The sequence below is a fragment of the Bifidobacterium catenulatum DSM 16992 = JCM 1194 = LMG 11043 genome (assembly GCF_001025195.1).
Lineage (GTDB): Bacteria > Actinomycetota > Actinomycetes > Actinomycetales > Bifidobacteriaceae > Bifidobacterium > Bifidobacterium catenulatum.
In genome coordinates, this window is sequence record NZ_AP012325.1 from 37135 (window position 1) to 57956 (window position 20822).

At 58.0% G+C, this 20822-nt stretch carries 15 protein-coding genes and 1 tRNA gene; 4 read left to right on the forward strand and 12 right to left on the reverse strand.

From position 1 onward, the window contains the following. Positions 1-21 precede the first annotated feature (21 nt). Genes pknB through BBCT_RS00185 form a run of 7 tightly spaced genes read right to left on the reverse strand, consistent with a single transcriptional unit; the run spans position 22 to position 8995 of the window. Positions 22-2100 carry a Stk1 family PASTA domain-containing Ser/Thr kinase gene (pknB, locus tag BBCT_RS00155; protein WP_003833606.1) on the reverse strand — a complete coding sequence of 693 codons (2079 nt, stop codon included), beginning with the start codon at positions 2098-2100 and terminating at the stop codon, positions 22-24. Then, positions 2097-3041 (reverse strand): serine/threonine-protein kinase, encoded by a 945-nt coding sequence (locus BBCT_RS00160; protein WP_003833608.1) that lies wholly within the window; start codon positions 3039-3041, stop codon positions 2097-2099. The genes pknB and BBCT_RS00160 overlap by 4 nt, the downstream gene beginning before the upstream one ends. Beyond that, on the reverse strand, positions 3038-4504 hold the full coding sequence (locus BBCT_RS00165; protein WP_003833611.1) for a peptidoglycan D,D-transpeptidase FtsI family protein: 1467 nt from the start codon (positions 4502-4504) through the stop codon (positions 3038-3040). The genes BBCT_RS00160 and BBCT_RS00165 overlap by 4 nt, the downstream gene beginning before the upstream one ends. After that, positions 4501-6126: an FtsW/RodA/SpoVE family cell cycle protein gene (locus BBCT_RS00170; RefSeq protein ID WP_003833613.1), complete on the reverse strand. Its 1626-nt coding sequence runs from the start codon at positions 6124-6126 to the stop codon at positions 4501-4503. The genes BBCT_RS00165 and BBCT_RS00170 overlap by 4 nt, the downstream gene beginning before the upstream one ends. Next, positions 6123-7739: a PP2C family protein-serine/threonine phosphatase gene (locus tag BBCT_RS00175; protein ID WP_033512839.1), complete on the reverse strand. Its 1617-nt coding sequence runs from the start codon at positions 7737-7739 to the stop codon at positions 6123-6125. The genes BBCT_RS00170 and BBCT_RS00175 overlap by 4 nt, the downstream gene beginning before the upstream one ends. A gap of 5 nt (positions 7740-7744) precedes the next feature. Beyond that, complete coding sequence (locus BBCT_RS00180) at positions 7745-8260, reverse strand: FHA domain-containing protein FhaB/FipA (RefSeq protein ID WP_003833616.1); 516 nt, start codon at positions 8258-8260, stop codon at positions 7745-7747. Positions 8261-8287: 27 nt separating this feature from the next. Continuing rightward, on the reverse strand, positions 8288-8995 hold the full coding sequence (locus BBCT_RS00185) for an FhaA domain-containing protein (RefSeq protein WP_003833618.1): 708 nt from the start codon (positions 8993-8995) through the stop codon (positions 8288-8290). Positions 8996-9206: 211 nt separating this feature from the next. On the opposite strand from BBCT_RS00185, the gene BBCT_RS00190 reads away from it, so the two are divergent. Continuing rightward, on the forward strand, positions 9207-11654 hold the full coding sequence (locus BBCT_RS00190) for a S9 family peptidase (protein WP_033512841.1): 2448 nt from the start codon (positions 9207-9209) through the stop codon (positions 11652-11654). Between the two features lie 323 nt (positions 11655-11977). On the opposite strand, the gene BBCT_RS00195 is transcribed toward BBCT_RS00190, so the two are convergent. From BBCT_RS00195 to BBCT_RS09060, 3 genes are all read right to left on the reverse strand, one after another. Continuing rightward, complete coding sequence (locus tag BBCT_RS00195) at positions 11978-12925, reverse strand: sensor histidine kinase (RefSeq protein ID WP_231858063.1); 948 nt, start codon at positions 12923-12925, stop codon at positions 11978-11980. 307 nt (positions 12926-13232) lie between these two features. After that, entirely contained in the window at positions 13233-13889 is a 657-nt protein-coding gene (locus BBCT_RS00200) for a response regulator transcription factor (RefSeq protein ID WP_003833623.1), read from the reverse strand. A 7-nt stretch (positions 13890-13896) separates the two neighbouring features. After that, positions 13897-14058 carry a hypothetical protein gene (locus BBCT_RS09060; protein ID WP_155812143.1) on the reverse strand — a complete coding sequence of 54 codons (162 nt, stop codon included), beginning with the start codon at positions 14056-14058 and terminating at the stop codon, positions 13897-13899. A 130-nt stretch (positions 14059-14188) separates the two neighbouring features. Here BBCT_RS09060 and BBCT_RS00205 point away from each other — a divergent pair, with 130 nt between their 5' ends. After that, positions 14189-15259, forward strand: coding sequence for an alpha/beta fold hydrolase (locus BBCT_RS00205; RefSeq protein ID WP_172620090.1), 1071 nt, complete (start codon positions 14189-14191; stop codon positions 15257-15259). A gap of 97 nt (positions 15260-15356) precedes the next feature. Beyond that, positions 15357-16340 carry a DMT family transporter gene (locus tag BBCT_RS00210; protein WP_003833628.1) on the forward strand — a complete coding sequence of 328 codons (984 nt, stop codon included), beginning with the start codon at positions 15357-15359 and terminating at the stop codon, positions 16338-16340. 166 nt (positions 16341-16506) lie between these two features. On the opposite strand, the gene BBCT_RS00215 is transcribed toward BBCT_RS00210, so the two are convergent. Further along, positions 16507-16592 (reverse strand) — tRNA-Leu (locus tag BBCT_RS00215). Between the two features lie 191 nt (positions 16593-16783). After that, positions 16784-18097 (reverse strand): tRNA guanosine(34) transglycosylase Tgt, encoded by a 1314-nt coding sequence (gene tgt / locus BBCT_RS00220; protein WP_033512857.1) that lies wholly within the window; start codon positions 18095-18097, stop codon positions 16784-16786. A 554-nt stretch (positions 18098-18651) separates the two neighbouring features. On the opposite strand from tgt, the gene BBCT_RS00225 reads away from it, so the two are divergent. Beyond that, entirely contained in the window at positions 18652-20655 is a 2004-nt protein-coding gene (locus tag BBCT_RS00225; protein WP_003833636.1) for a S1C family serine protease, read from the forward strand. The last annotated feature ends 167 nt before the right edge of the window (positions 20656-20822 follow it).

The window sequence follows — 20822 nt, forward strand, 5'->3', positions numbered from 1 at the left end:
CGCCGCTCCCTCCCCTGATTACTAGTTATCTTGCTGGTTGTTGGTGCCGGTGTTGCTCGTGTCGGTGTTGGGGGTGTCGGTGTTGGGGGTGTCGGTGGATGACTTCTTGGTGGTGGTCAGTGTGATGGTCGATCCGCTGTCGGCTTGGCTGCCGCCATTCGGAGACATCGACACGACGGTCGCATCGCCATCCTGCGGCCCGTTGACACTCACTTGGAATCCGGCGGCCTGCAAAATGCTTTTCGCCTCGGCCAGCGTGGATTTGGTAACGAACGGCACGCTGATCTGCTGCTTGCCGGTGGACACCCAAATCGTGACCGCGGTACCAGCCTCAACCGTGCTTCCGACACCTGGATCGACACGGGTCACAGCGCCGGAAGCGATGGAATCGGAATACTCGTTTTCGATGGTGATTTGCGCCAGACCGGCCTGCTTGAGCTGCTCAATGGCCGAATCCTTCGGCTGTCCTATCAGATTGTCGGGAATCTTGGTCATGCCGGACGAAATGTACAGCGTGATGATCGTGCCCTCGGTTTGCTTCGAATTGGCGGCAGGATCGGTGCTTACCACCTTGTCTTTTTCGATGGATGCGTTGTCTACCGTACGCACGTTGCCCACTTTGAAGCCGGCGGCCTCAAGAATGGACTTCGCATCGTCCTGGCTCTTGTTCGACACATCCGGCACTGCGACCGACTGCGGGCCGGTGGAGAACCATACGGAAACCGTGGAGCCCTTGGAAACCTTCTTGCCGCCCCTTGGATTCTGCTTGGTGATTGTGCCTTTCGGCTTGCTCGAATCGGAATCCTCGCGGGCGTCGAGCTTCAGTCCTTTGGCTGCGAGCTGCTCTTCGACGCGAGCCTCGGAAATATTCGCCGTGGCGGTGAAATCAGGCACTTCCACCATGTCGGCTGCGGAGTCGCTCTTGTTCAGCATGAAGAACACGCCCAGAATGACCAGCAAAGCCACCAGACCGCCCACGACGGAGCCGATAATGATCTGCTTCTTCTTGCGTGCCTTCGCGGCCTCCGCACGCTGTTCCGCACGGGTTTTCGTGGCAACGCCGTTCTGTGGGTTCGGCACGGCTTCGAACTGGCCTGTGACGGGATTGAACGCCTGCGTTGCGGTCGTTTCGCCGGCAGGGGTCATGGCCACGGTATTCGCAGTCATTTCGGCCTGCTTGCGTGCCTTCATATTGGTCAGATCGGTCAACGGATTGAACGCGGCAGCCATCGGCACACCGCCGTTCATGAACGTCAGCAGATCGTTCTTGAATTCGGAAGCCGTGGCGTAACGGTTCTGACGATCCTTCGCCATCGCTTTCGCACAAATCGAATCCCACATCTTCGGCAATCCTGGAACAACCGAACTTGGGGGAGTGGCGACCTCTGAAACATGCTGGTAGGCGATCGCCACTGCGGAATCGCCGGTAAACGGCGGTCTTCCAGTAAGCATTTCATACAGCACACAACCTGCGGAATACAGGTCGGAACGCATGTCGACGCTTTCGCCGCGCGCCTGCTCGGGAGACAGATACTGCGCGGTGCCGACCACGCCCTGCGACTGCGTCATCGTGGCGGCGGAATCGTCGAGCGCGCGGGCGATGCCGAAGTCCATGACCTTGACCATGCCCTGCTCGGAAATCATGATGTTGCCGGGCTTGATGTCGCGGTGGATGATGCCCATGCGATGCGAATAATCGAGCGCGTTGAGCACGCCCATCATCACCTGTTCGGCGTCGCGCTGGCTCAAAGCGCCGTTCACTTTGAGAATGTCGCGCAAGGTCTGGCCCTTGACATACTCCATCACCAGATACGGCAGATGCTCGGTCTGGCCGGTTTCGGTGGTGACGACTTCCTCGCCCGAATCGTAGATGTTCACAATGTTGGGATTGTTCATTTGCGCCACGGAATGGGCTTCGCGACGGAAACGCTCAAGGAAGATCTTGTCGTTGGCGAAGTCGGCGCGCATGATCTTGACCGCGACGGTACGCCCAAGACGCGTATCGAGCGCCACGTGCACTTCGGCCATGCCGCCACGGCCGACCAGTTGGCCGAGCTGGTAACGTTCACCAGCCAAAGAGGTAGGCATGTTGATGTTCATCCCTGTTCCTTCCCATCAGTGATCAAGGAGATATGAGGTCTGCTAACCACGCGGCGCGGAAGCCTTCCACCTGTAGGCACCACCATCGTGTCAGCCAATTGTGTCTGCTGGTCGAGCAGACGGCGTTCGATGCGGGACAATGTGCGCGACACCGTCAACGCGTCCTTCGGACGGTCAAGGGGATCCTTGGCCAGCATTGACATGACGAATTCACGCAGCTGCACATCGACGGAGTCAGGCAGCGGCGGAACCGGATTGTTGACATGGGCTGCGGCGATGTCAACCGGCGTGGCACCCGTGAACGGACGATGCCCGCACAGGCCCTCGTAGGCGACGACGCCAAGCGAATAGATATCGGATTGAGGTGTGGCATGCTGGCCCTGCGCCTGCTCCGGGGAAATGTACTGCGCGGTGCCCACCACCATGCCATCCTGCGTGATCTGCTCCTGATTAGTGGAGTAGGAGACGCCGAAATCGGTGATCTTCACCTCGCCGGAATCGGACACCATGATGTTCGCCGGCTTCACATCGCGGTGGATCACGCCATGCGAATGGGCGACGAACAGGCCACGGGCGGTCTGGATGAGAATCGGCAGCAAGCGGGTCGGCTCCATCGGACCATTCTGCTCGTGGAACAGGTCGGCCAACGACTTGCTGGGCACATACTCCATAATGAGGAATCCGATGCCGTCATGCTCGTAATATTCGAACAACGCGGCGATGTTCGGGTGTGCAAGATTGGCGGAATTATGTGCTTCCGCACGCAAGCGAAGCAGTTTGGCCTCCTGCGTGACCCCTAAATCGCCACGCAACGCCTTGATGGCCACTGGTCGGCCCAACTGGATGTCGTAGCCTTTCCACACTTCGCCCATGCCACCTTGGGCTAGACGGGCATCCAACCTGTAGCGTCGGTGGATGAGCTGTCCTTCAATCAGTTTCACTCTGCCAGCGCCTCCTGCATCATCGCTTTCATAATCGGTCCTGCGGCGAACGAGCCATACAAGTCCACATTGTGCACCACCACGGCAACGGCGATTTTCGGATCATCCGCAGGGGCGAATCCTATCACCCAGCCGTCGATGGACGTGTTGCCGTCGCCGATCTGCGCGGTGCCGGTTTTCGCTGCTACTCGCACGCCGTCGATGGCCAGATTCTGGTTTTCCTTGGTGACCACGGCTTCCATCATCTGCGTGAGCTTGCCCGCGGTGTCCGAACTGAACGCGCGGCTCATCACCCGCGGCTTGGTCTGCGAGATGACCGACAGATCGGAGGAACGCACGCAATCCACCAACGTCGGGCGCATGACCTTGCCGCCGTTCGCCACTGCAGCAGCCACCAGCGCGTTCTGTAGCGGGGTCGCCACGGTGTCTCCCTGACCGATGGACGCCAAGGCGAGCTTGTCGTCGGACGCATCGGTTGGGAAATTCGACGCCACGCTCACCCACGGCGTGCCCGTGGATTCGGAACCGTCGACGGCGATCGGATTGTCGAAACCAAGTTTTTCGGCCATGGATGAGACCTTTTCGTCACCCAAAGCCACTCCCAGCTGGGCGAATGCGGTGTTCGACGAATACGCCATCGCGTTTTCCAACGTGATCTTGCCATCCGAACCGTCGGCCTGCGACACGGCGTTCGTCAACTGCGTGGCCGTGCCTGGAAGCGTATAGCTCGATCCGGCCGGAATCTCGGTGTCAGTCTGGTATTCGCCCGTTTCCAACGCGGCGGCCGCCACCACCGTCTTGAACGTGGATCCCGGAGGATACAGCTGCGAGGTGACGCGGTTGAGCATCGGGTTCGATTCGTTTTGCGAGAGCGTGGAATAGTTGCCGTTCGCTTCGGACGTGTCGTGGCTTGCCAGCTGGTTCGGATCGTAGCTTGGCGTGCTCGCCATGGCGAGAATACGGCCGGTCTTCACTTCGATGGCCACGGCCGCGCCGTCATTGTTGGCGAGACCGTTGTAGGCGGCCTGCTGGATCTTCGGATCGATGGACGTTTCGATGGTCGCGCCCTTGTTCTCTTGGCCGGTGAACAGCGATTTGAACCGCTGCCACACCAGTTGGTCGGATTGGCCCGACAGCAGCGAGCTGCGCGAGGCTTCGATACCGCTCCAACCGCGCTGGCTGATGGAGAAGAAGCCGGTGACCGGCGCATACAGCTCGCCGGCCGCATAGGAGCGCTGATAGGAGAACGCGTCGTTCGACGGGTCGGATTTGGCGATGACGGAGCCGTCCGACGCGAGAATCGCGCCACGCGGAGCACCATACTCGTGGTAGAGGGCGCGGGTGTTGCGCGGGTCGCTGTTGAGCTGGTTCGCGCGAATCGCCGTGATGATCGTGGTGGACATGCCCAGAATGACGAACAGCGCCACCACGATGGTGAACAGTTGGCGAAGTGATTTATTCATGCTTGGCTCCCCTCTGACGTGTTGCCCGATGGGTTCGGCGTGCTCGTCATGTCAGATGTGCCGAACCCATTCGATGGGGGAGCAGGGGGCACGATTGGCGTGCCTGCGACCGGCGTTTCCGTGGAGATGATTTCCGTTGCCTGCGATTGCTGCATGGTGGCCGGTATGGCGACTTGCGGAACGGCTTGCGTGGCTGCTTGTGAAACAGCTTGCGATTGTGCAGCGGATTGCTCGGAGGCAACGCTTCTGCGGGCGCGGCTCTGCTTGCGGGCGCTCAGTGCCTGCATCGCCTCGTATTGGAACGTGTCGCTGTCGATATCGGATTCGGGTTTGTTTGCCGAGTTGGAAATCACCATTAAGAGTGTTGCCAACATGTAATTCGCTATGAGTGAGGATCCGCCGGCGGCCATGTACGGAAGAGTCAAACCCGTAAGCGGTATGACTAATGTGATGCCTCCCACAACGGTGAACACCTGGAAGGCCATGGTGAACACGAGGCCCGATGCGAGAAGTTTGCCGAACCCATCCTTGATTTTCATCGCAGTGATCATCCCAGCGGCGATGATGAGCAAATAGAGCATCAGAATGGCCATCAGGCCGGTGAGGCCCAGCTCTTCGCCAAGTGCCGCGTAGATGTAGTCGGAGTTGGCGATCGGAGTGAGCGACGGGTGACCTTGCCCAAGGCCGGTGCCCATCAAGCCGCCTGATGCCAGGCCGAAAATACCTGTGACGAGCTGGTATGAGCCGCCATACTCCTTGTTGTATTGCGTCGAGTCGAACGGATGCAGCCAGGCACCAACACGGGCGCCGACATGGCTGAAAATGTTGGCCGCCGCAAACGCGCCCACGGCGAACGCGATGAAACCAATCACAATCCAACTGGTACGCCCTGTGGCCACATACAGCATGGACACGAACATGGCGAAGAACATGAGCGACGTGCCCAAATCGTGCTGCATGACCAGCACGCCCATCGACACGATCCACACCACGATGATCGGCCCCAGATCCTTGATGCGCGGCAACTGCAGGCCCAACACCTTCTTGCCGCCGACCGCAAGCTGGTCGCGGTGGTCATATAGGTAGGAGGCGAAGAAGAACGCAAGGAACAGCTTCGCGAATTCGCTTGGCTGGAACGATCCCAAACCGGGAATCTTCACCCAAATACGGGCGCCATATTGTTCGGAACCGACCACCGGAAGCATCGGCGACAGCAGTAATACCAAACCGATTACCATGCTGACGTACGAGAACCGCCGCAACACACGGTAATCCTTCATGAAAATCACCAGCAGATCCGCCACAACCAGCGCGATCGACAGCCAAAGCAACTGTTTGAACGCGACGGACGTGTTCAAATCCTGATCGATGCGGGCGATCATCATGATGCCGGTGCCCGTCAGCACCATCACGCAGCACATGATCGCTTGGTTGGCGTACGGCTGGAACCGCAGCAGCAATCCCCAGGCAGTCAGGAACAATGCGCCGACGAATGCAAGCATCCACAGGTAACTATGCGGAAAACCGCCAGCGGTGCGTTCGAACATCTGGAAGAATGAGACGCCGCAAATCAGCATGCTGAACAAGAGTAGGCCGAATTGCTTCAGACGGGTTGCCATCATGACTGGTCACCGCCTGACTTGTCTGCCGAAGCGTTGCCCGAATCACCTGATTTGCTTGACGATTTGTCGGAAGTCGTATCAGAGGATTTGCTTGACGACTTGCTGTCGGATCCGCTGTTCGTCTTGTTTTGCACCTTCTGCGCTTCGGCGTCCTGCTGCTGTTTCAGCTGCTTTTTGATCAGGCGCGTATGCGTTTTCGCCTCGCCGTACGTATCGAAGGAAATGCCCTGCGTGAGTTGCTCCTGCCAACTTGGCGGCAGTTCGCTCGTCTTCATATTGGTGTCGGTGATGGCATGCGATAGCTGGAAGCCGAACAGACTGGTCGGCACGCCTTGGAAAATCGACACTTCGCCGTTATTGTCGCCGATATAGTACTTGGTTTGGCTCCAGCGGTAGGTTGCGAAAGCGCCGCCTGCCAGCCCTAGCAGTATCACGATAGTGACGATGATGGCGATCACGCGGTTGCGTCGGGTGCGTGATCGCTTCGTCTTGCGTTGCTCGATATGTTCGTTGTGGATGGCTTTGGCGACTTCCGGATCGTTTGGATCGGCGGAAATACGGCCGTCATCCTTTTGCACGACGGGGATTTCTCCGGTATCGGGATTGGTGCGGTCGCCGTTTTCCTCGCGTACCGTGGACGGTTGTGCCACGCGCTGTTCCTGAGGATTGTCGTTTTCGTCGGGATTCTTGCCGTTGCGCAATGCCGCCGCGCGGGCCGCCGGCGACTTCTTGCCTTCGCGCAGTGCGGGTGCGGATGCGACCGGCTCGTTGATGATGTCGGCGATCGGTTCGAGGCTTGCGCTGGCCGCGCCGCCGACCAGCGGTGTCTGATGTGGCAGGTCGAACGCGTCCGCGTCGAGGGCGAGCGTCGCGTCGGCGATGACCGCGGTGACATTGTCGGTACTGCCGGCACGAAGCGCCATCGAAACCAGCTGTTGAGCGCATTCTTCCTGATCGGAGCAGGTGGATAGCACCTCCTGCAACGTGGAATCCTCAAGCACGCCGCACAAGCCGTCGGAGCATAGCAGCCAACGGTCGGACGGATGCGCCTTGCGTACGGCGATGTCCGGGCGCGAGTCGATATCGAAATCGCCCAAAACCCGCATCACGACGTTGCGCTGCGGATGATTGCGCGCCTCGGACTCGCTGATGCGGCCGGTATCGATCAAATGCTGCACATAGCTGTGGTCGGATGTCATGCGGATCAAACGGCCGTCATGCAGTAGATACGCGCGGGAATCGCCGATATGCGCCACAACCCAATATCCCGCAACCAGTGCGACAGAAGTGACGGTGGTGCCCATGCCCGCGAGACGACGTTCACGTTTCGCCTTGCCGACGATCGCGTCATGCGCGGCCATCACCGAGGTTTTCAGCATGTGGGCAATAATCTGGACATCGCCCTGCACATTGTCTTGCTCGATGTGGGCCAGCGAACGGATGGCGATGGTGGAGGCGGTGTCGCCTCCCGCATGGCCTCCCATGCCGTCGCAGATGGCGATCAGATGCTCGCCTGCGAACGCGGAATCTTGATTATTGGAACGTACGGTACCCACGTCGGAAACGACGGTGGAATACATGAACAGCGGTTGTGAAGCGGGGGAAGTCGGCAAACAGGTCACCTCAATTCGAAGGTGGTTGCGCCAATGCGTACGGGAATGCGTGTTCCGAGGATCATCGGCGCGTTCAGACGCTGCTGGTTGACCACAGTGCCGTTGGTGGAACCCAGATCTTCGACGGCCCATTTGCCGGTGGCGGGATCCGTGTAGACGCGCGCATGGTGGGATGAGACGAATTCATCATCCAAGACCACGGTGTTCGATGCGGAACGGCCAAGCGTGATGGTGTTGCCGGTCAGGGGGACGGAACTGCCGGCAAGAGGGCCATCGATGATGACCAGCAAGGTAGGTTTGGCACTTGATGTAGCGCCGACCGCCGGCGCGAGGGCGGCCACGGGCGCTGGCGCTTCGACGGCCTTGCGCGCGCGACGCTCCTTACGGCGATGAGCCCGCGACTTGCGCGGGCTGAGCGTTTCCACATCCCTGTACAGCGAACGCACCGTGCAGGCTACGAAGATCCAAAGCAGTACGAGGAAGCCGTACTTGAGGATCGCGAAAGTAAGTTCAGTGAGCATAGAGGCAACTCCCGAGATTGGGGTTGGTTACTCCTGATCCTGCGAAGAGGCCCAATACAGGATTCGGGTGCGGCCGATGGTGATGGTGTTGCCGTCGAGCAGCGTGGCCGCCTCGACATGGTGGCCTTCGACATACATGCCGTTGGTGGAGCCCAGATCGCGCGCGATGACGGTGCTGCCATTGTCGGTGACGTCAATCTCCATATGGCGGCGGGAGATGCCCGGATCGTCGATCACGATGTCGCAGTCGGATCCGCGGCCGATGATGGTCTTGCTTTCCGTAAGCAGATACTGGTGCTCGCCGATCTCCAGCATCGGGCAATCCTCGGTTTGCGCCTCGGTGGTGACGGGCACGGTGTTGCCCTGTACGGATTCGCTCGTCAGCTTGAAGTTGCTCTTGGTCAAGTCGAGGTCCTCTTCGAAGATCACCACGACCGGGCCTACGAATGCGTAATGCTGGTCCTTCGCATACTGGGTGAGGTTGTCGGCCAGCTCGTTGGCTAGCGCCTCGGCACCCCAATCGACGATGTTGTTGAAATCCGGTGTGCTGAGCTTGAAACGGTACTCGTTCGGCGCCACGGTACGGTCTCGCGTGACGGGCATGGCCTCTTTATCAATCTCACGTTCCAGTGCGCTGGAAAGGTCGACGGGCTGCAGGTCCTTGGACCCGAACTTGGCGAAAACCCCGTTGACGGCGCCTTCCACGCTCTTCTCAAATCGGTCGAGAACACTCATGCTTGTCCCTTTCTATCCTCACCCATCCTACGCGGTAGAGCGCCGAGCGCCAATTCGTAAGCTCTTTAATTGCAAAAATTTCATTCAATATTTCGGTCTTTATACCATCTAGGGGGTATATGATTCTGGGTTTGTCACCATCATTTCGATTCCATGCTGTGCGATGGATGTCTGTGGGAAAGGAGATATGGAATGGTGATAGGTTGGAAATATGACAGATGCGATTCGACAGTTTCCTCGTAAAAAAGCTCGTACACTGCGGTTTTCCTGCGGAGCTCCGCGTTCCGCGCGTGTGATTGCAGACGGTTCCCGTGCATTGTTCCTGCGTTCCGACGGATCGGAAGACACCGTCACCTCACTGTGGATGAGCGTGATCGACGAAAACGGCAACGCCAGCGAAATGCTGCTCGCCGATCCACGCACGCTGCTCGCCGATGCCGACGCCGAAGACGTTCCCGCTGAGGAACGGGCGCGTCGCGAACGTGCACGCGAAGGTGGTTCCGGAATCGTCGGCTATTCCACCGACGCAAGCGGCAACCGCGTGACCTTCACCATCAACGGACAACTCTTCCTCACCGACATCGCAGTCGGCGTGACGCGAGCTATCGCCATAGAAGAAGACGAGCTCAAGCCGGTACTGAATCCGCGTATCAGCCCTGACGGGCAGCATGTCATGTACACCACCGGCACCTATCTGGTGAATGTCGATCTTGCCGATACCGCTTTCGACACGGCTTTCGGTGACGACGATTGCGAAATCGGAGACGCGATTTCGGTAGTCGCTTCAATCCCGCAAGACGGCGAATGGAAGATCGGCTTGGCGGAATTCGCAGCAGGCGAGGAAATGGACCGCTACGACGGCTTCTGGTGGTCTCCCGATTCCAAATATGTGCTGTTCGAAACCTACGATGAATCCCCGGAACCAATCTGGCATCTTTCGGACCCAGCTAATCCTGCGAATCCTGCACGATCCAACCGCTATCCGCAAGCATTGACCGCCAATGCCAACGTGCGACTGACCCTGCTGGAACTTGGCTTCGACAACGACAACTGCTGCTACGGGGCAATCGCGAATGAGGTGCAGTGGGATCATGAAACTTACGAATATTTGGCCGCAGTCAGCTGGACGAGCGGGCATGAGCCGATCATCCTCGTGCAAGACCGACTCCAGCAGCACGATCAGGTGCTCGCCATCCACGTGGGCGAACCGATCGTTACCATGCGAGACGCGGAAAACGGATTTACCGACGATGAAGGCGATCAAGTCGAAACCTTCTCCATCGCCATTCCCGAATATGCCGAAGGTGAACGCCCGGGCAGCACGCGCGTGCTCGAAAAACACAGCAACGCCTACTGGCTCGATCTGATCCACGGCACGCCCGCATTCACGCCGAATGGACGCCTGATCTGCGCGATGAACGACATGGATGCCGACACGAACCGCCTTACCGTCGATGGCGTGCCCTTCACGCCGGCCGGACTGCAGGTGCGCGAAGTGCTCAATGTGACCGACGACGACGTGCTCTGCGTGGTACAGCGCACCCCCGAACTGTTGTCTGACGACAGCCTGCCATTCCTCTGGCAGTCCAACGCCGCCGATCATGACGCCCGCAGCTTCGACGTGGTGTCGATCCGCTATGACGGCACATGGGAACCCCTCACCTACGCGCCCGGCCAGTGGACCATGTCTCGCGCAGGCAACGGCTGCGTGGTGACCGGACGCGGCATGGATGATGCAACTGTGCAAATGCAGCATTGCATGAACATCGTCACAACCGACGAAAATGGTACAGACGTGGCGTCAATGGTGGTCTCACCAATCGAAAACCATGCCGAAACCCCCGGATTCACGCCGAACGTACACTTCACCCGACTTGGCGAACGTGGCCTGTACACGGCAATCGTGCTCCCCTCGGCTAGCAGCGAATACGCGCATGCCGACACTCTGCCGGTGCTCATGAAGCCTTACGGCGGTCCAGGATTCCAGCAAGTCGTCGAAAACCAATCCTTCTACTGGGATGCGCAATGGTGGGCCGACCAAGGCTACATCGTGGTCACCGCCGACGGACGCGGCACCACCGGACGCGGGCCGAAATGGGACCGTGCCATCTACGAAACCATGAAATCCGTGACGCTCGAAGACCAAGTAGACGCCGTACGTGCGCTACCGGAAGCGTTGGCAACACTGGCTGCGCAAGAAAACAAGGAATCCTCGGAAACCACCATCCCGCAACCCGACCTCAACCGCGTAGCCATGATCGGCTGGTCGTACGGCGGATTCCTTTCCGCGCTCGCCGTGCTGGAAGCGCCGGAAACCTTCGCTGCGGCCTGCGCGGGCGCACCCCCGACCGACTGGACGCTGTACGACACGCACTACACTGAACGCTACTTGGGTCTTGACCCGGCCGTGTACGAACGTAACAGCATCATCTCCGACGCGCCTCAGCTTGATCGCCCGCTCATGCTCATTCACGGATTCGCCGACGACAATGTGACGATCGCGCACAGCCTACGCCTGAGCCAAGCGCTGATGGCGGCCGGACGCAAGCACACATTCCTGCCGCTGACCGGCATCACGCATATGACCAATGACGAAACCGTCGCTGAAAATCTGCTGATCCTGCAGCGCGATTTCCTCGCGGAAGCATTGGAACGGTAGTGCTGAGCCGATAGCGCTGTAATGATAGCTGCAACAGCGCAAGCAAAAGCGACGAACAAAAGCAAAACGCGTTCCCCCGCGACTCCCGGACTGCCAAGCATCCGAGCGTCGTGGGCGAACGCGTTCCCTTCTCGATTGCCAACATAAAACAGGTGAAAGCGACTTCGCAAGCGAGGGGGTACCACATTTGTGTACCCCCCCCCAATTTGGGCTTGGAAAAGCCGAAAATCGTTAGAAATAGGCGAATATCAAGCAAAGTCGAAACGTGAATCACATCAGAAAACACGTGAATCACGTCAGATTTGCAATAGCAATATGCACGATCACGCCTGCACTTGCTCAAACAATCCCGGCGAATCGTCGATGACAGTCACCGGAATATACGCGAAAAGCGTCCAACTGCCGTCCTGCGCGGACGCGGTGAGCGTGCCCTGATATGATTCAAGTTGCTTCTTGAACGAGGCAAGCCCATGGCCGCCAGGAAGTTCGTTATCGTGCCCGTCAGCTCCGGCTATCCCTTCTTTCATGGGATTGATTTGAGTGATTTCAATGGCATTCGGTCTAAGTATCACCGAAAGATCAACCTTGCTTCCCGGGGCAGCATGACGAGCGATATTCGCATAGATTTCACGCAGCAGATTATTGACAAGCTCGGCGGTCTCCCGCGATGCACTCGGTTTGCCACCCGCACAGTGCCGTATGGACGTGATTTCGAAGCCGAGTTTACGCAAACGTCGGTCGCCGTCGTTCATGGTGGCTCGCAGCAGATTGGCCAGCGCTTCGCCGTCAGCATCGCCGGGGAGGACGGTGGCATCCATATTCAATTCGTCGATAACGCGATGCACATTCGTCAATGCGAAAAGAATGTATTCGTTGATCTGACGCCAGTCTTCGGCGTCGGCTGCATCGGCTGCGCTGACAGGGCCTCCGGCAGTGGCACTAGGGCTGCCTGAAACGCCGCCAACATGCCGTTGTGCCACAAACGCCGCCGCCGACAAATCGCCCGTCACCGCATCGTGAATAGCGTCGGCAATGCGTGCGCGGCTTTCCAACTCCTGCAACCGATTCTTGTTTTGCGCCGCTTCAAAACGCTTCCGCGTCGTTTTCTCGCTCCAACTCAACGCCCTGCCGAGCAGCAGCACCATGGCATACATGCTGATCATGGAGACAGGGTTAGTGCCTGGGCCAGGAGGCGAAATCAGCAGGATAGTAGCAATGTAATATGTGAACAGCGCTGCCGCGATAATGACATTGGTACTGTACGCAAGCATGCCATAAGCGTAGAGATGCGTGGGAAGAGAATTACCCGAACTTGCGTAAGAGGTAAACAGATCACCAGCATAGGCAATCACAATAATCGCCACCGACATGCTTTTTGGAAATAATGGAGATACCACGAGCGCTGCAACCAGCATCGCAATCCAAACCACGCCAGATATGTCGGTAGGCGGTTCGTAACAAACTCCATATGCGGTCCATACGAGCACGATCAACATGATGGTAAAACGGATTGGATGCCACAAATTCGGATGCAACGTGCGCACATGATTCCGCCACGTAATGTACTGAGCTGCAGGTTTAGAACGCATTGGACCTCACCCACAATGCCACTGCCTGACGCGAAGTCTTACAGTTGAGTTTCCTTAAAATACTTTGTATATGCTTGCGGATGGTGGCTTCGGAAATCCTCAAACGCTCGGCAATCTCTCGATCAAGCATGCCCTCCGCACACAAAGAAATAATCTGCTCCTCACGAACAGTGAGCGAAGGCGCAGTCTCAGCCTCCCTGCTAATACGCAAATTAGCCAACGCAGGCGTCTCAAACCCCTCCATCACCTCGCCATTGCACATACGCATAATAATCTGCGCCAACTGGTCGGCATTCTCCTTACCAACCAAACCCTGCGCACCAGCCTCCACCAGTTTGTCCCGATAACTCTTGATGGAAAAACTCGTCGCACCAAGAATCGGCATATGCTTGCCCATCAAACGCAACCGACGACAAGTAGCAGGCCCCTGCAAACCCTCCATCGACATATCAAGAATCAACAAACTGACATTGCTGTTCGCGTCCTGACAGCGTTCTATCGCCTCATCGCCAGAAGTCGCAGTCCACACCACATATGCGGTCGGCACTTTGCAGGCAATGACGGCACTGAGCGAATCCAGCGCTCGCGGATCATTGTCGACCAGCGCGATGCGATGAATCTTAGGATGCTTTTCCGACGTGGTCATTATGCGATCACTTTCTTTTCCCACACAGCCATTGCAGCCATGTTGGGCAGTTGGGATTCGCGGCAGTGGAGATATCGTCGTTGCCGTCAACGGGAGTTGTTGCATACGCATATGCTGGTGTGATGGTGAGAGACAACGTCACCACCATCAGTAGTGAAACACATTTCATGCTTCCATAGTATGCGAGGATGACGCGCGGGGTGGCGATACAGTGCGTGACGCACTGTTGATACATCGTTATACAGCGCACATGCTTGTGCTTAGTTTTGTCTTGGCTTTGTTCGCCTAAGATGGAATTCATGACTATCACGCTCATCGATGAGGCGCGCTACGACGCCGAAATGGACGAAACGGTACTGCCTGCGCTGCGTAACTGCATGGCGGAGGGCTGGATGGAACCTGCCACCGTTGATTGGGACGGCAATATGCTACCTAAGCTGGAGCATTCTGGACGGTTGCATTACTACTGCTACGACGCGCACAAATTCGACGCATTGCGTGAAGACGGCGCATCGGGCATATTCCGCGGTGCGGTGGTGATTTCGCACGGATTCACCGAATTCGGACGCAAATACAGCGAAATGGTGTGGTACTTCCTACTGGCCGGCTATTCCGTATGCGTGTTCGAACATCGCGGACATGGCCATTCCACGCACGACATGAGCAACCCGAGCTTGGTATGGATCGACGATTGGCGCCGGTATGTGGCCGATTTCGCCACGTTCGCGCAGACCGTGGGTCGCGAAGTGGCTGGAGATGGCCCAATGTACTTGTACTGCCATTCCATGGGCGGCGGCATCGGCGCGGCCGTGCTGGAACGCTACCCGTCATTGTTCGACAAAGCGGTGCTGTCCGCGCCGATGATTGCGCCGGTGGTCGGCATGCCAACGTGGATTGCACGCATTGTGGTCGGCGTGATCTGCGGGCTTGGCTTCGGCAGATCGCGCGTGTTCGGCCATACCGATTTCGACGGAAACCTCAATCCCGACGATTACAAGGGAGCTTCCGAAGCACGCATCCGCTGGTTCCACAAACAGCGCTTGACAGACAAGTCATGCCAGACCAATGCTGCCACTTTCGATTGGGCAAACCAGGCGATGGCGCTTTCCCGAGCTGTGCTCAAACCCGACATGTGCGGAGCCATCGAAGCCCCGGTATTGCTATTCCAAGCCGGCCGCGACGTGTGGGTGCTCAACGGACCACAAGATGACTTCGTTGAACGTGTGCGAGAAGGTGGCGGTTCCATCGAAAAAGTGCGGTACAGCCAGTCATTGCACGAAATTTTCTCCATGCCGAATGCCGTGCTCGAATCATATCTTGACAAAATCCTCGTTTTTTTGGCGGCACCGAACGCAAGTTTGGCGGAATAAAATCTGTTTTGCATAACTGACGTTTAGTATGCGCACCGTGTGCGTTACAATCGCCGTGAATTTGCCGTGAAAGCCGTGGAGAGAGCGAGGATAGGCCGTGGCAAAGCAAACGTCGGGACAGGCGTCGCAATCGCAGAAAACTTCCGAATCGCAAAAAAATGCGAAAAAAACCGCGAAAAAAATGGAACATGTGCTGGAGCAGACGCCGAAAAGTCTGCTCATCGGCACTGGCATGACACTGCTGGGTGGTGCCATGTGGGGCATGAACAGCACCGTGGCCAAACTGCTGATGCGCGACTACCAGCTGGATCCGGTCTGGCTTTCCTGCGTGCGCGCGCTATTCGCCAGCCTGATCTTCCTGGTCGGATCGGCCATCACCACGCCGCAGAAACTCGCCGGAGCGGTCAAAGACGTCAAATCGTATCCGAAATATCTGGTCACCACGCTGATATGCGTGCTTCTGGTGCAGGTCTCCTACCTGATGACCATCGACTGGACGAACTCCGGAACCGCCACCGTATTGCAGACGCTCAACCTAGTCTTCGTGCTCACCTGGGTATGCCTGCGCGTCAAACGACTGCCTCTCAAGCATGAATTGGTCGGCGTGCTCCTGGCATTCGCAGGCACGTTCCTCATCGCCACCGGCGGCAACTTCGCCTCGCTGTCGCTGCCATGGCAGGGGCTCGCATGGGGACTGGTTGACGCAGTGAGCACCGCGGCCATGTCCATCCTGCCGGTCATGCTCATGCTCAAATGGGGCGACATGACCATCAACGGCATCACATTCCTTATGTCCGGACTCATTCTATGCCCGTTCGCGCAACCGTGGGCGAACATTCCCGCACTGGACGCGCGAGGCGTGCTCCTGCTGCTCTACACCATCGTATGCGGCACGTTCCTCGCGTTCTGGCTCTACATGGCAGGCGTGATGCGCGTCGGCGCGGTGCGTGCCACCATGCTCGGCACCAGCGAACCGGTCATGGCCACCATCACCGCAGTGGCATGGGCTGGCGAAACGTTCACCTTCACCGACCTGACCGGCTTCGCCATGATCATCATCATGGTCTTCCTCGTGCGCTAACCATTCTCCACAAACTGTCCGATTCTGCAGAATCGGACAGTTATGGTGCGCACGTCCGACCACGAGTCCTGATTTTTCCAGTCACTGGAGGTGTCGGGAGCCGCTGAGCCTTACTGCCGCTTGGGAAACGAAAAGGCCGGAACCTTTCGGCTCCGGCCTTTCATCATGGTGCGAGCGGGGGGAGTTGAACCCCCACGAGCATACACTCACTGCCACCTGAAGACAGCGCGTCTACCATTCCGCCACGCTCGCAGACAGTGAATTAATTTACACCAAAACCCACACAACCTCAAATCGGCGTGTCGCGCCGCCATTTTCCGTAGGAAAATTCAAGCGGCGCGACACGCATGAAAAAAAGACGCCGACGGGTTTGTTCGTCGGCGCCTTGGAATGCGGAAGTGTGGTTCAGCATTCGTTTGGGCAGAAAGCCCACGTGAAATGCATTAGCCGCGGGAACCGTTGGCGTAGAAGCGGGCCAAGGCTTCGTCGCGGAATTCGTCGAAATATCCGCCGTCAATCGACGCGCGAATGTCGTCCAGCAGCTTCACGAAGAAATGCTCGTTGTGGATTGTGGCCAATGTGAAACCGTTGAATTCGCGGGCGCGCAACGCATGATCCACGTAAGCACGCGAATAATGCGTGCACGTGTAGCAATCGCAGCCCTCTTCAAGCGGGCCAAAATCATGCTTGAATTGCGCGCGCTTGATGTTGTAACGTCCGTCGCGCGTGAAAATCGCGCCATTTCGGCCGCAACGCGCCGGTGCGACGCAATCGAACGTGTCTCCACCATTCTCGACACATGCGAAAATGTCGTCGACTGCAGCGATACCGAGCACGTGACGTGGCCGGTTTTCCGGCATCGCATCGCAAATCCAAGCGCAAGTGTCGCCGATAATGCGCTTTTCAATCGCGCCTCCGATGCCAACGCCGTCAAAATCCAGCGAAGCGATCTGTTCGGCCGCATGCCTGCGCAAATCCTCATAATTCGCGCCCTGCACCACACCATACAGCGCCTGATACGGCTTGCCGACGCGCTCTTCGGTAAGCCTCTTATGCTCGGCAACGCAACGCTGCGCCCAACGGTAGGTGCGTTCCACGGAACGTTCCTGGTAGCCGCGCGTGTTCATCAGTGTGGTCAGCTCGTCGAACGCAAACATGATGTCGGCACCGATCTTATGCTGGATTCCCATTGAAATTTCGGCGGAAAAACGGTGCAGTGAGCCGTTGAGCGGCGATTTGAACGTTACGCCGTCCTCGTCTACGAACGCGAGGCGCTCTTTACCTTCGGCGATCACGTCGTCTGATTTCATTCCGGTCACATCCATGGCGAGGGTTTTCTTGAAGCCCGCGCCGAGCGAAAGCACTTGGAAACCGCCGGAATCGGTGAAGGTCGGACCGTTCCAGTTCATGAATTTGGCAAGACCGCCGGCTTCGTCGAGCACTTGCTCACCGGGGCGTTCATACAGGTGAAACGCGTTGGACAGCAGGCATTGTGCGCCGAGGTCCTTCATGGTTTCGGGCAGCACGGCTTTCATCGCGGCCTGCGTGGCCACGGGCACGAACGCCGGAGTGTGAATATCGCCGTGGGGGGTATGAATGGTACCGGTGCGGCCGTATCGTGCGCCGCCGCGTCCCTTGCCGTCGGCCGCGTCGGGAAGGCGGGTTTTCTGCTCGAAATAGAAGGCGTCGCGGCGGCCCGGCTTGCCTGGTTCCGCTCCACGCGGATGTTCGATGAGGTTTTCGACTGGTGCCGCCATGTTCGCTGCGGCTGTTGCCGCGGTTTCGTGCGCCGCCGCGTTGATCTGTGGTTCGTTCAAGCTTGTCATGCTTTCAACTGTATGCGATAGCGCCGATTGCCGACGGTGGCTACGTCGTTCGCCGGCTGAATACGATTTTCCTTATATGTGGCAGATTCGTTCCGTTGAAAAATGTGATTTCCCTTATATGTGGCAGTTTTCCGAAAACAAGAGTCGTTAGGGGGTATTGAAACGACGTTTTGAACCCATCTGTGCAGAGGAAAGTGCCACATATAGCGCAAATGAGTTTTTGTGTGGCTGCATTTCTGCCACATATAACGCGAATGAGTTATCGAATTTCTTGCGATGGTTGTGAGAAGGCGTATCGGCTGAGGTTTGTCAAGTTGCATCGCATAGCCTCTGGCACCGTATGGAGAGAACTGCCAAGAGATTCGGTTGCTACTTTCAACAAACATTCAGGAAACTTCCAGAGCGAGTATCTTTACTCGTAGATAGCAGTTCGAGCGGCACGATTGCTGATTTGTGAAATGCCGCGAGACGAATAAGGAGCGAAAATGGCTGAAGAGAACGACCAGAACGCCGTGCAGCCGCAGAATGACGAACAGCAGACCGTGCCGATGCCGCCGGTTGATGCGGAACAGACGCAAACTTACGCAGGCGAGCCGTATGCTGCAGAGTCGGCTACCGAACCGATTGACATGCAGAGCGGTATTGAGAATCAGCCGACGGCCGCCATGCCTGTTGCGAACGACGACGCTTCGGCGGAATCCGCGACTGCGGCGGGCGATACTCCGGATTACGCTTCCGCAGCGGGCGAGCGTACCGTGGTTGGCGGTTCCGCGCAGGATGCGCCGGCCCAGCAGTACCGTCCGGCACCGGAATATGGTGCGTACGGTCCCGTGCCGACGCAGCCGACTGATGGCACCGCAGCCGCGAACGGCACTGCGAACGGTACGGCGAGTGACGCGCCGAACATGCCTCCGCAGCCGCAATATGGCACATACGGGCAGGCTCCGCAGCAGTCGCAGCGGCCTCGCAATCCTTTCTTCGGAAATCCGTATGTGGGTGGAAATCAGCAGAACAATCAGCAGAACGCGCAATCGAATAACGGTAATCCGTTCATGAAGCCCACGGCGCAAGGCGGTGCCAACGTGCCGCCGGCCGGGCCGAATAATCCGAATAACGGTAATCCGTTTGGGAATCCGAATAACGGTAATCCGTTCGGTACCCCGCAGCAAAATGGCGCTGCAGCCAAGCCGAAGTTCGCTTCCGGCGTGACCGGTCATGTGATGACCGGCGTGGTGGCGGCACTTGTTTCCGCGGTCCTCTGCCTCGGAGTCGGCTACGCGGCAATCACCAATGGATGGGTGACCGTACCCACCTCCAGCTCACTGGCCAGCGTGAAATCCAACACGTCCGGATCTGGTTCGGCGAAAGCCAAATCCGGCGAGGCCGCAGACTGGAGCGCAGTGGCGAAAGAAGTGTCCGATTCTGTGGTGTCCATTGACGTGGCAACCAGCGACGGCAGCGCCAAAGGCTCCGGCGCAATCATCAGTGACAAAGGCTACATCGTCACCAACAACCATGTGATTTCCGGCGCGAAGCAGATTCAAGTGACGCTTGCCAACGGCACCATCTACTCAGCGCAAATCGTCGGCACTGACACCACCACCGATCTGGCCGTAATCAAGCTCGACAATCCTCCGAGCAGTCTGAAGGCCGCGGAATTTGCCGATTCCGACAATCTTGCCGTGGGTGAATCCGTGATGGCCATCGGCAACCCGCTCGGCTACGATGACACCGCAACCGTCGGCATCGTTTCCGCGCTCAACCGCCCGGTGACCGTGGCCGATGACAACAACAACGACATCGTCACCAACGCCGTGCAGATCGACGCGGCCGTCAACCCAGGCAATTCCGGCGGTCCGACCTTCAATGCGGCCGGCCAGGTGATCGGCATCAACTCGTCCATCGCATCCACCACAACGTCTTCCGGCACAGCCGGATCCATCGGCATCGGCTTCGCCATTCCATCGAACCTGGTAAAGCGTGTGGCCAACGAAATCATTGACAACGGCACCGTGCAGCATGTGGCGCTCGGCGTCACCATCAAGAGCTCCACGGTTGAGGCGGACGGCGTGACCCGCGGTTGCACGCAGGTGCAGTCCGTGGTCGACAACAGCCCGGCAGCCAAGGCCGGAGTGAAGGCTGGTGACTCCATCGTGGCGTTCAACGGCAAGGCGGTGAACAACAACTATTCGCTGCTCGGCTACGTGCGCGCCTCCGCCATGAATGACAAGGTGACATTGACGGTCGTGCGTGACGGCAACACCATGGAGCTTGACGTGACGCTTGACCAGGAGGAATCCCAGACGAACTCCTCCAACAGCCAGAACCAGCAGAACAACGGCAATGATGGCCAGAGCCAGAACGGCAACGGTTACGGTAACGATGGTAACGGCGGCAATAGCGGCAACGGAAATGGACAGAGCGACGGCAATGGTAGCAACGGCTACGGTGATGGTGGCGGCCTGTTCGACCCGTTCGGTCTGTGGTAAAGCACGACGGACCGCCGCGGTTGGCCGTGGATGGCTGCGGTCGGCTGCGGCGGGCTGCAATAAGGGTGATGACTACCCGATAGGCTGACGGCGAAGACGCGACTGGAGTTGCTTAATCGCAAGAACGTCTTGTGAACGTCATCGCGAGAACGTTAAAACCGCGGAAA

Excerpts from the sequence above, each read along its gene's own strand:
- BBCT_RS00205 (WP_172620090.1), top strand. The coding sequence starts at position 14,189 with ATGACTATCACGCTCATCGATGAGGCGCGCTACGACGCCGAAATGGAC.
- tgt (WP_033512857.1), bottom strand. The coding sequence starts at position 18,097 with ATGGCGGCACCAGTCGAAAACCTCATCGAACATCCGCGTGGAGCGGAA.
- BBCT_RS09060 (WP_155812143.1), bottom strand. The coding sequence starts at position 14,058 with ATGAAATGTGTTTCACTACTGATGGTGGTGACGTTGTCTCTCACCATC.
- BBCT_RS00165 (WP_003833611.1), bottom strand. The coding sequence starts at position 4,504 with ATGAATAAATCACTTCGCCAACTGTTCACCATCGTGGTGGCGCTGTTC.
- pknB (WP_003833606.1), bottom strand. The coding sequence starts at position 2,100 with ATGAACATCAACATGCCTACCTCTTTGGCTGGTGAACGTTACCAGCTC.
- BBCT_RS00185 (WP_003833618.1), bottom strand. The coding sequence starts at position 8,995 with ATGAGTGTTCTCGACCGATTTGAGAAGAGCGTGGAAGGCGCCGTCAAC.
- BBCT_RS00200 (WP_003833623.1), bottom strand. The coding sequence starts at position 13,889 with ATGACCACGTCGGAAAAGCATCCTAAGATTCATCGCATCGCGCTGGTC.
- BBCT_RS00195 (WP_231858063.1), bottom strand. The coding sequence starts at position 12,925 with ATGCTTGCGTACAGTACCAATGTCATTATCGCGGCAGCGCTGTTCACA.
- BBCT_RS00170 (WP_003833613.1), bottom strand. The coding sequence starts at position 6,126 with ATGATGGCAACCCGTCTGAAGCAATTCGGCCTACTCTTGTTCAGCATG.
- BBCT_RS00180 (WP_003833616.1), bottom strand. The coding sequence starts at position 8,260 with ATGCTCACTGAACTTACTTTCGCGATCCTCAAGTACGGCTTCCTCGTA.
- BBCT_RS00190 (WP_033512841.1), top strand. The coding sequence starts at position 9,207 with ATGACAGATGCGATTCGACAGTTTCCTCGTAAAAAAGCTCGTACACTG.
- BBCT_RS00225 (WP_003833636.1), top strand. The coding sequence starts at position 18,652 with ATGGCTGAAGAGAACGACCAGAACGCCGTGCAGCCGCAGAATGACGAA.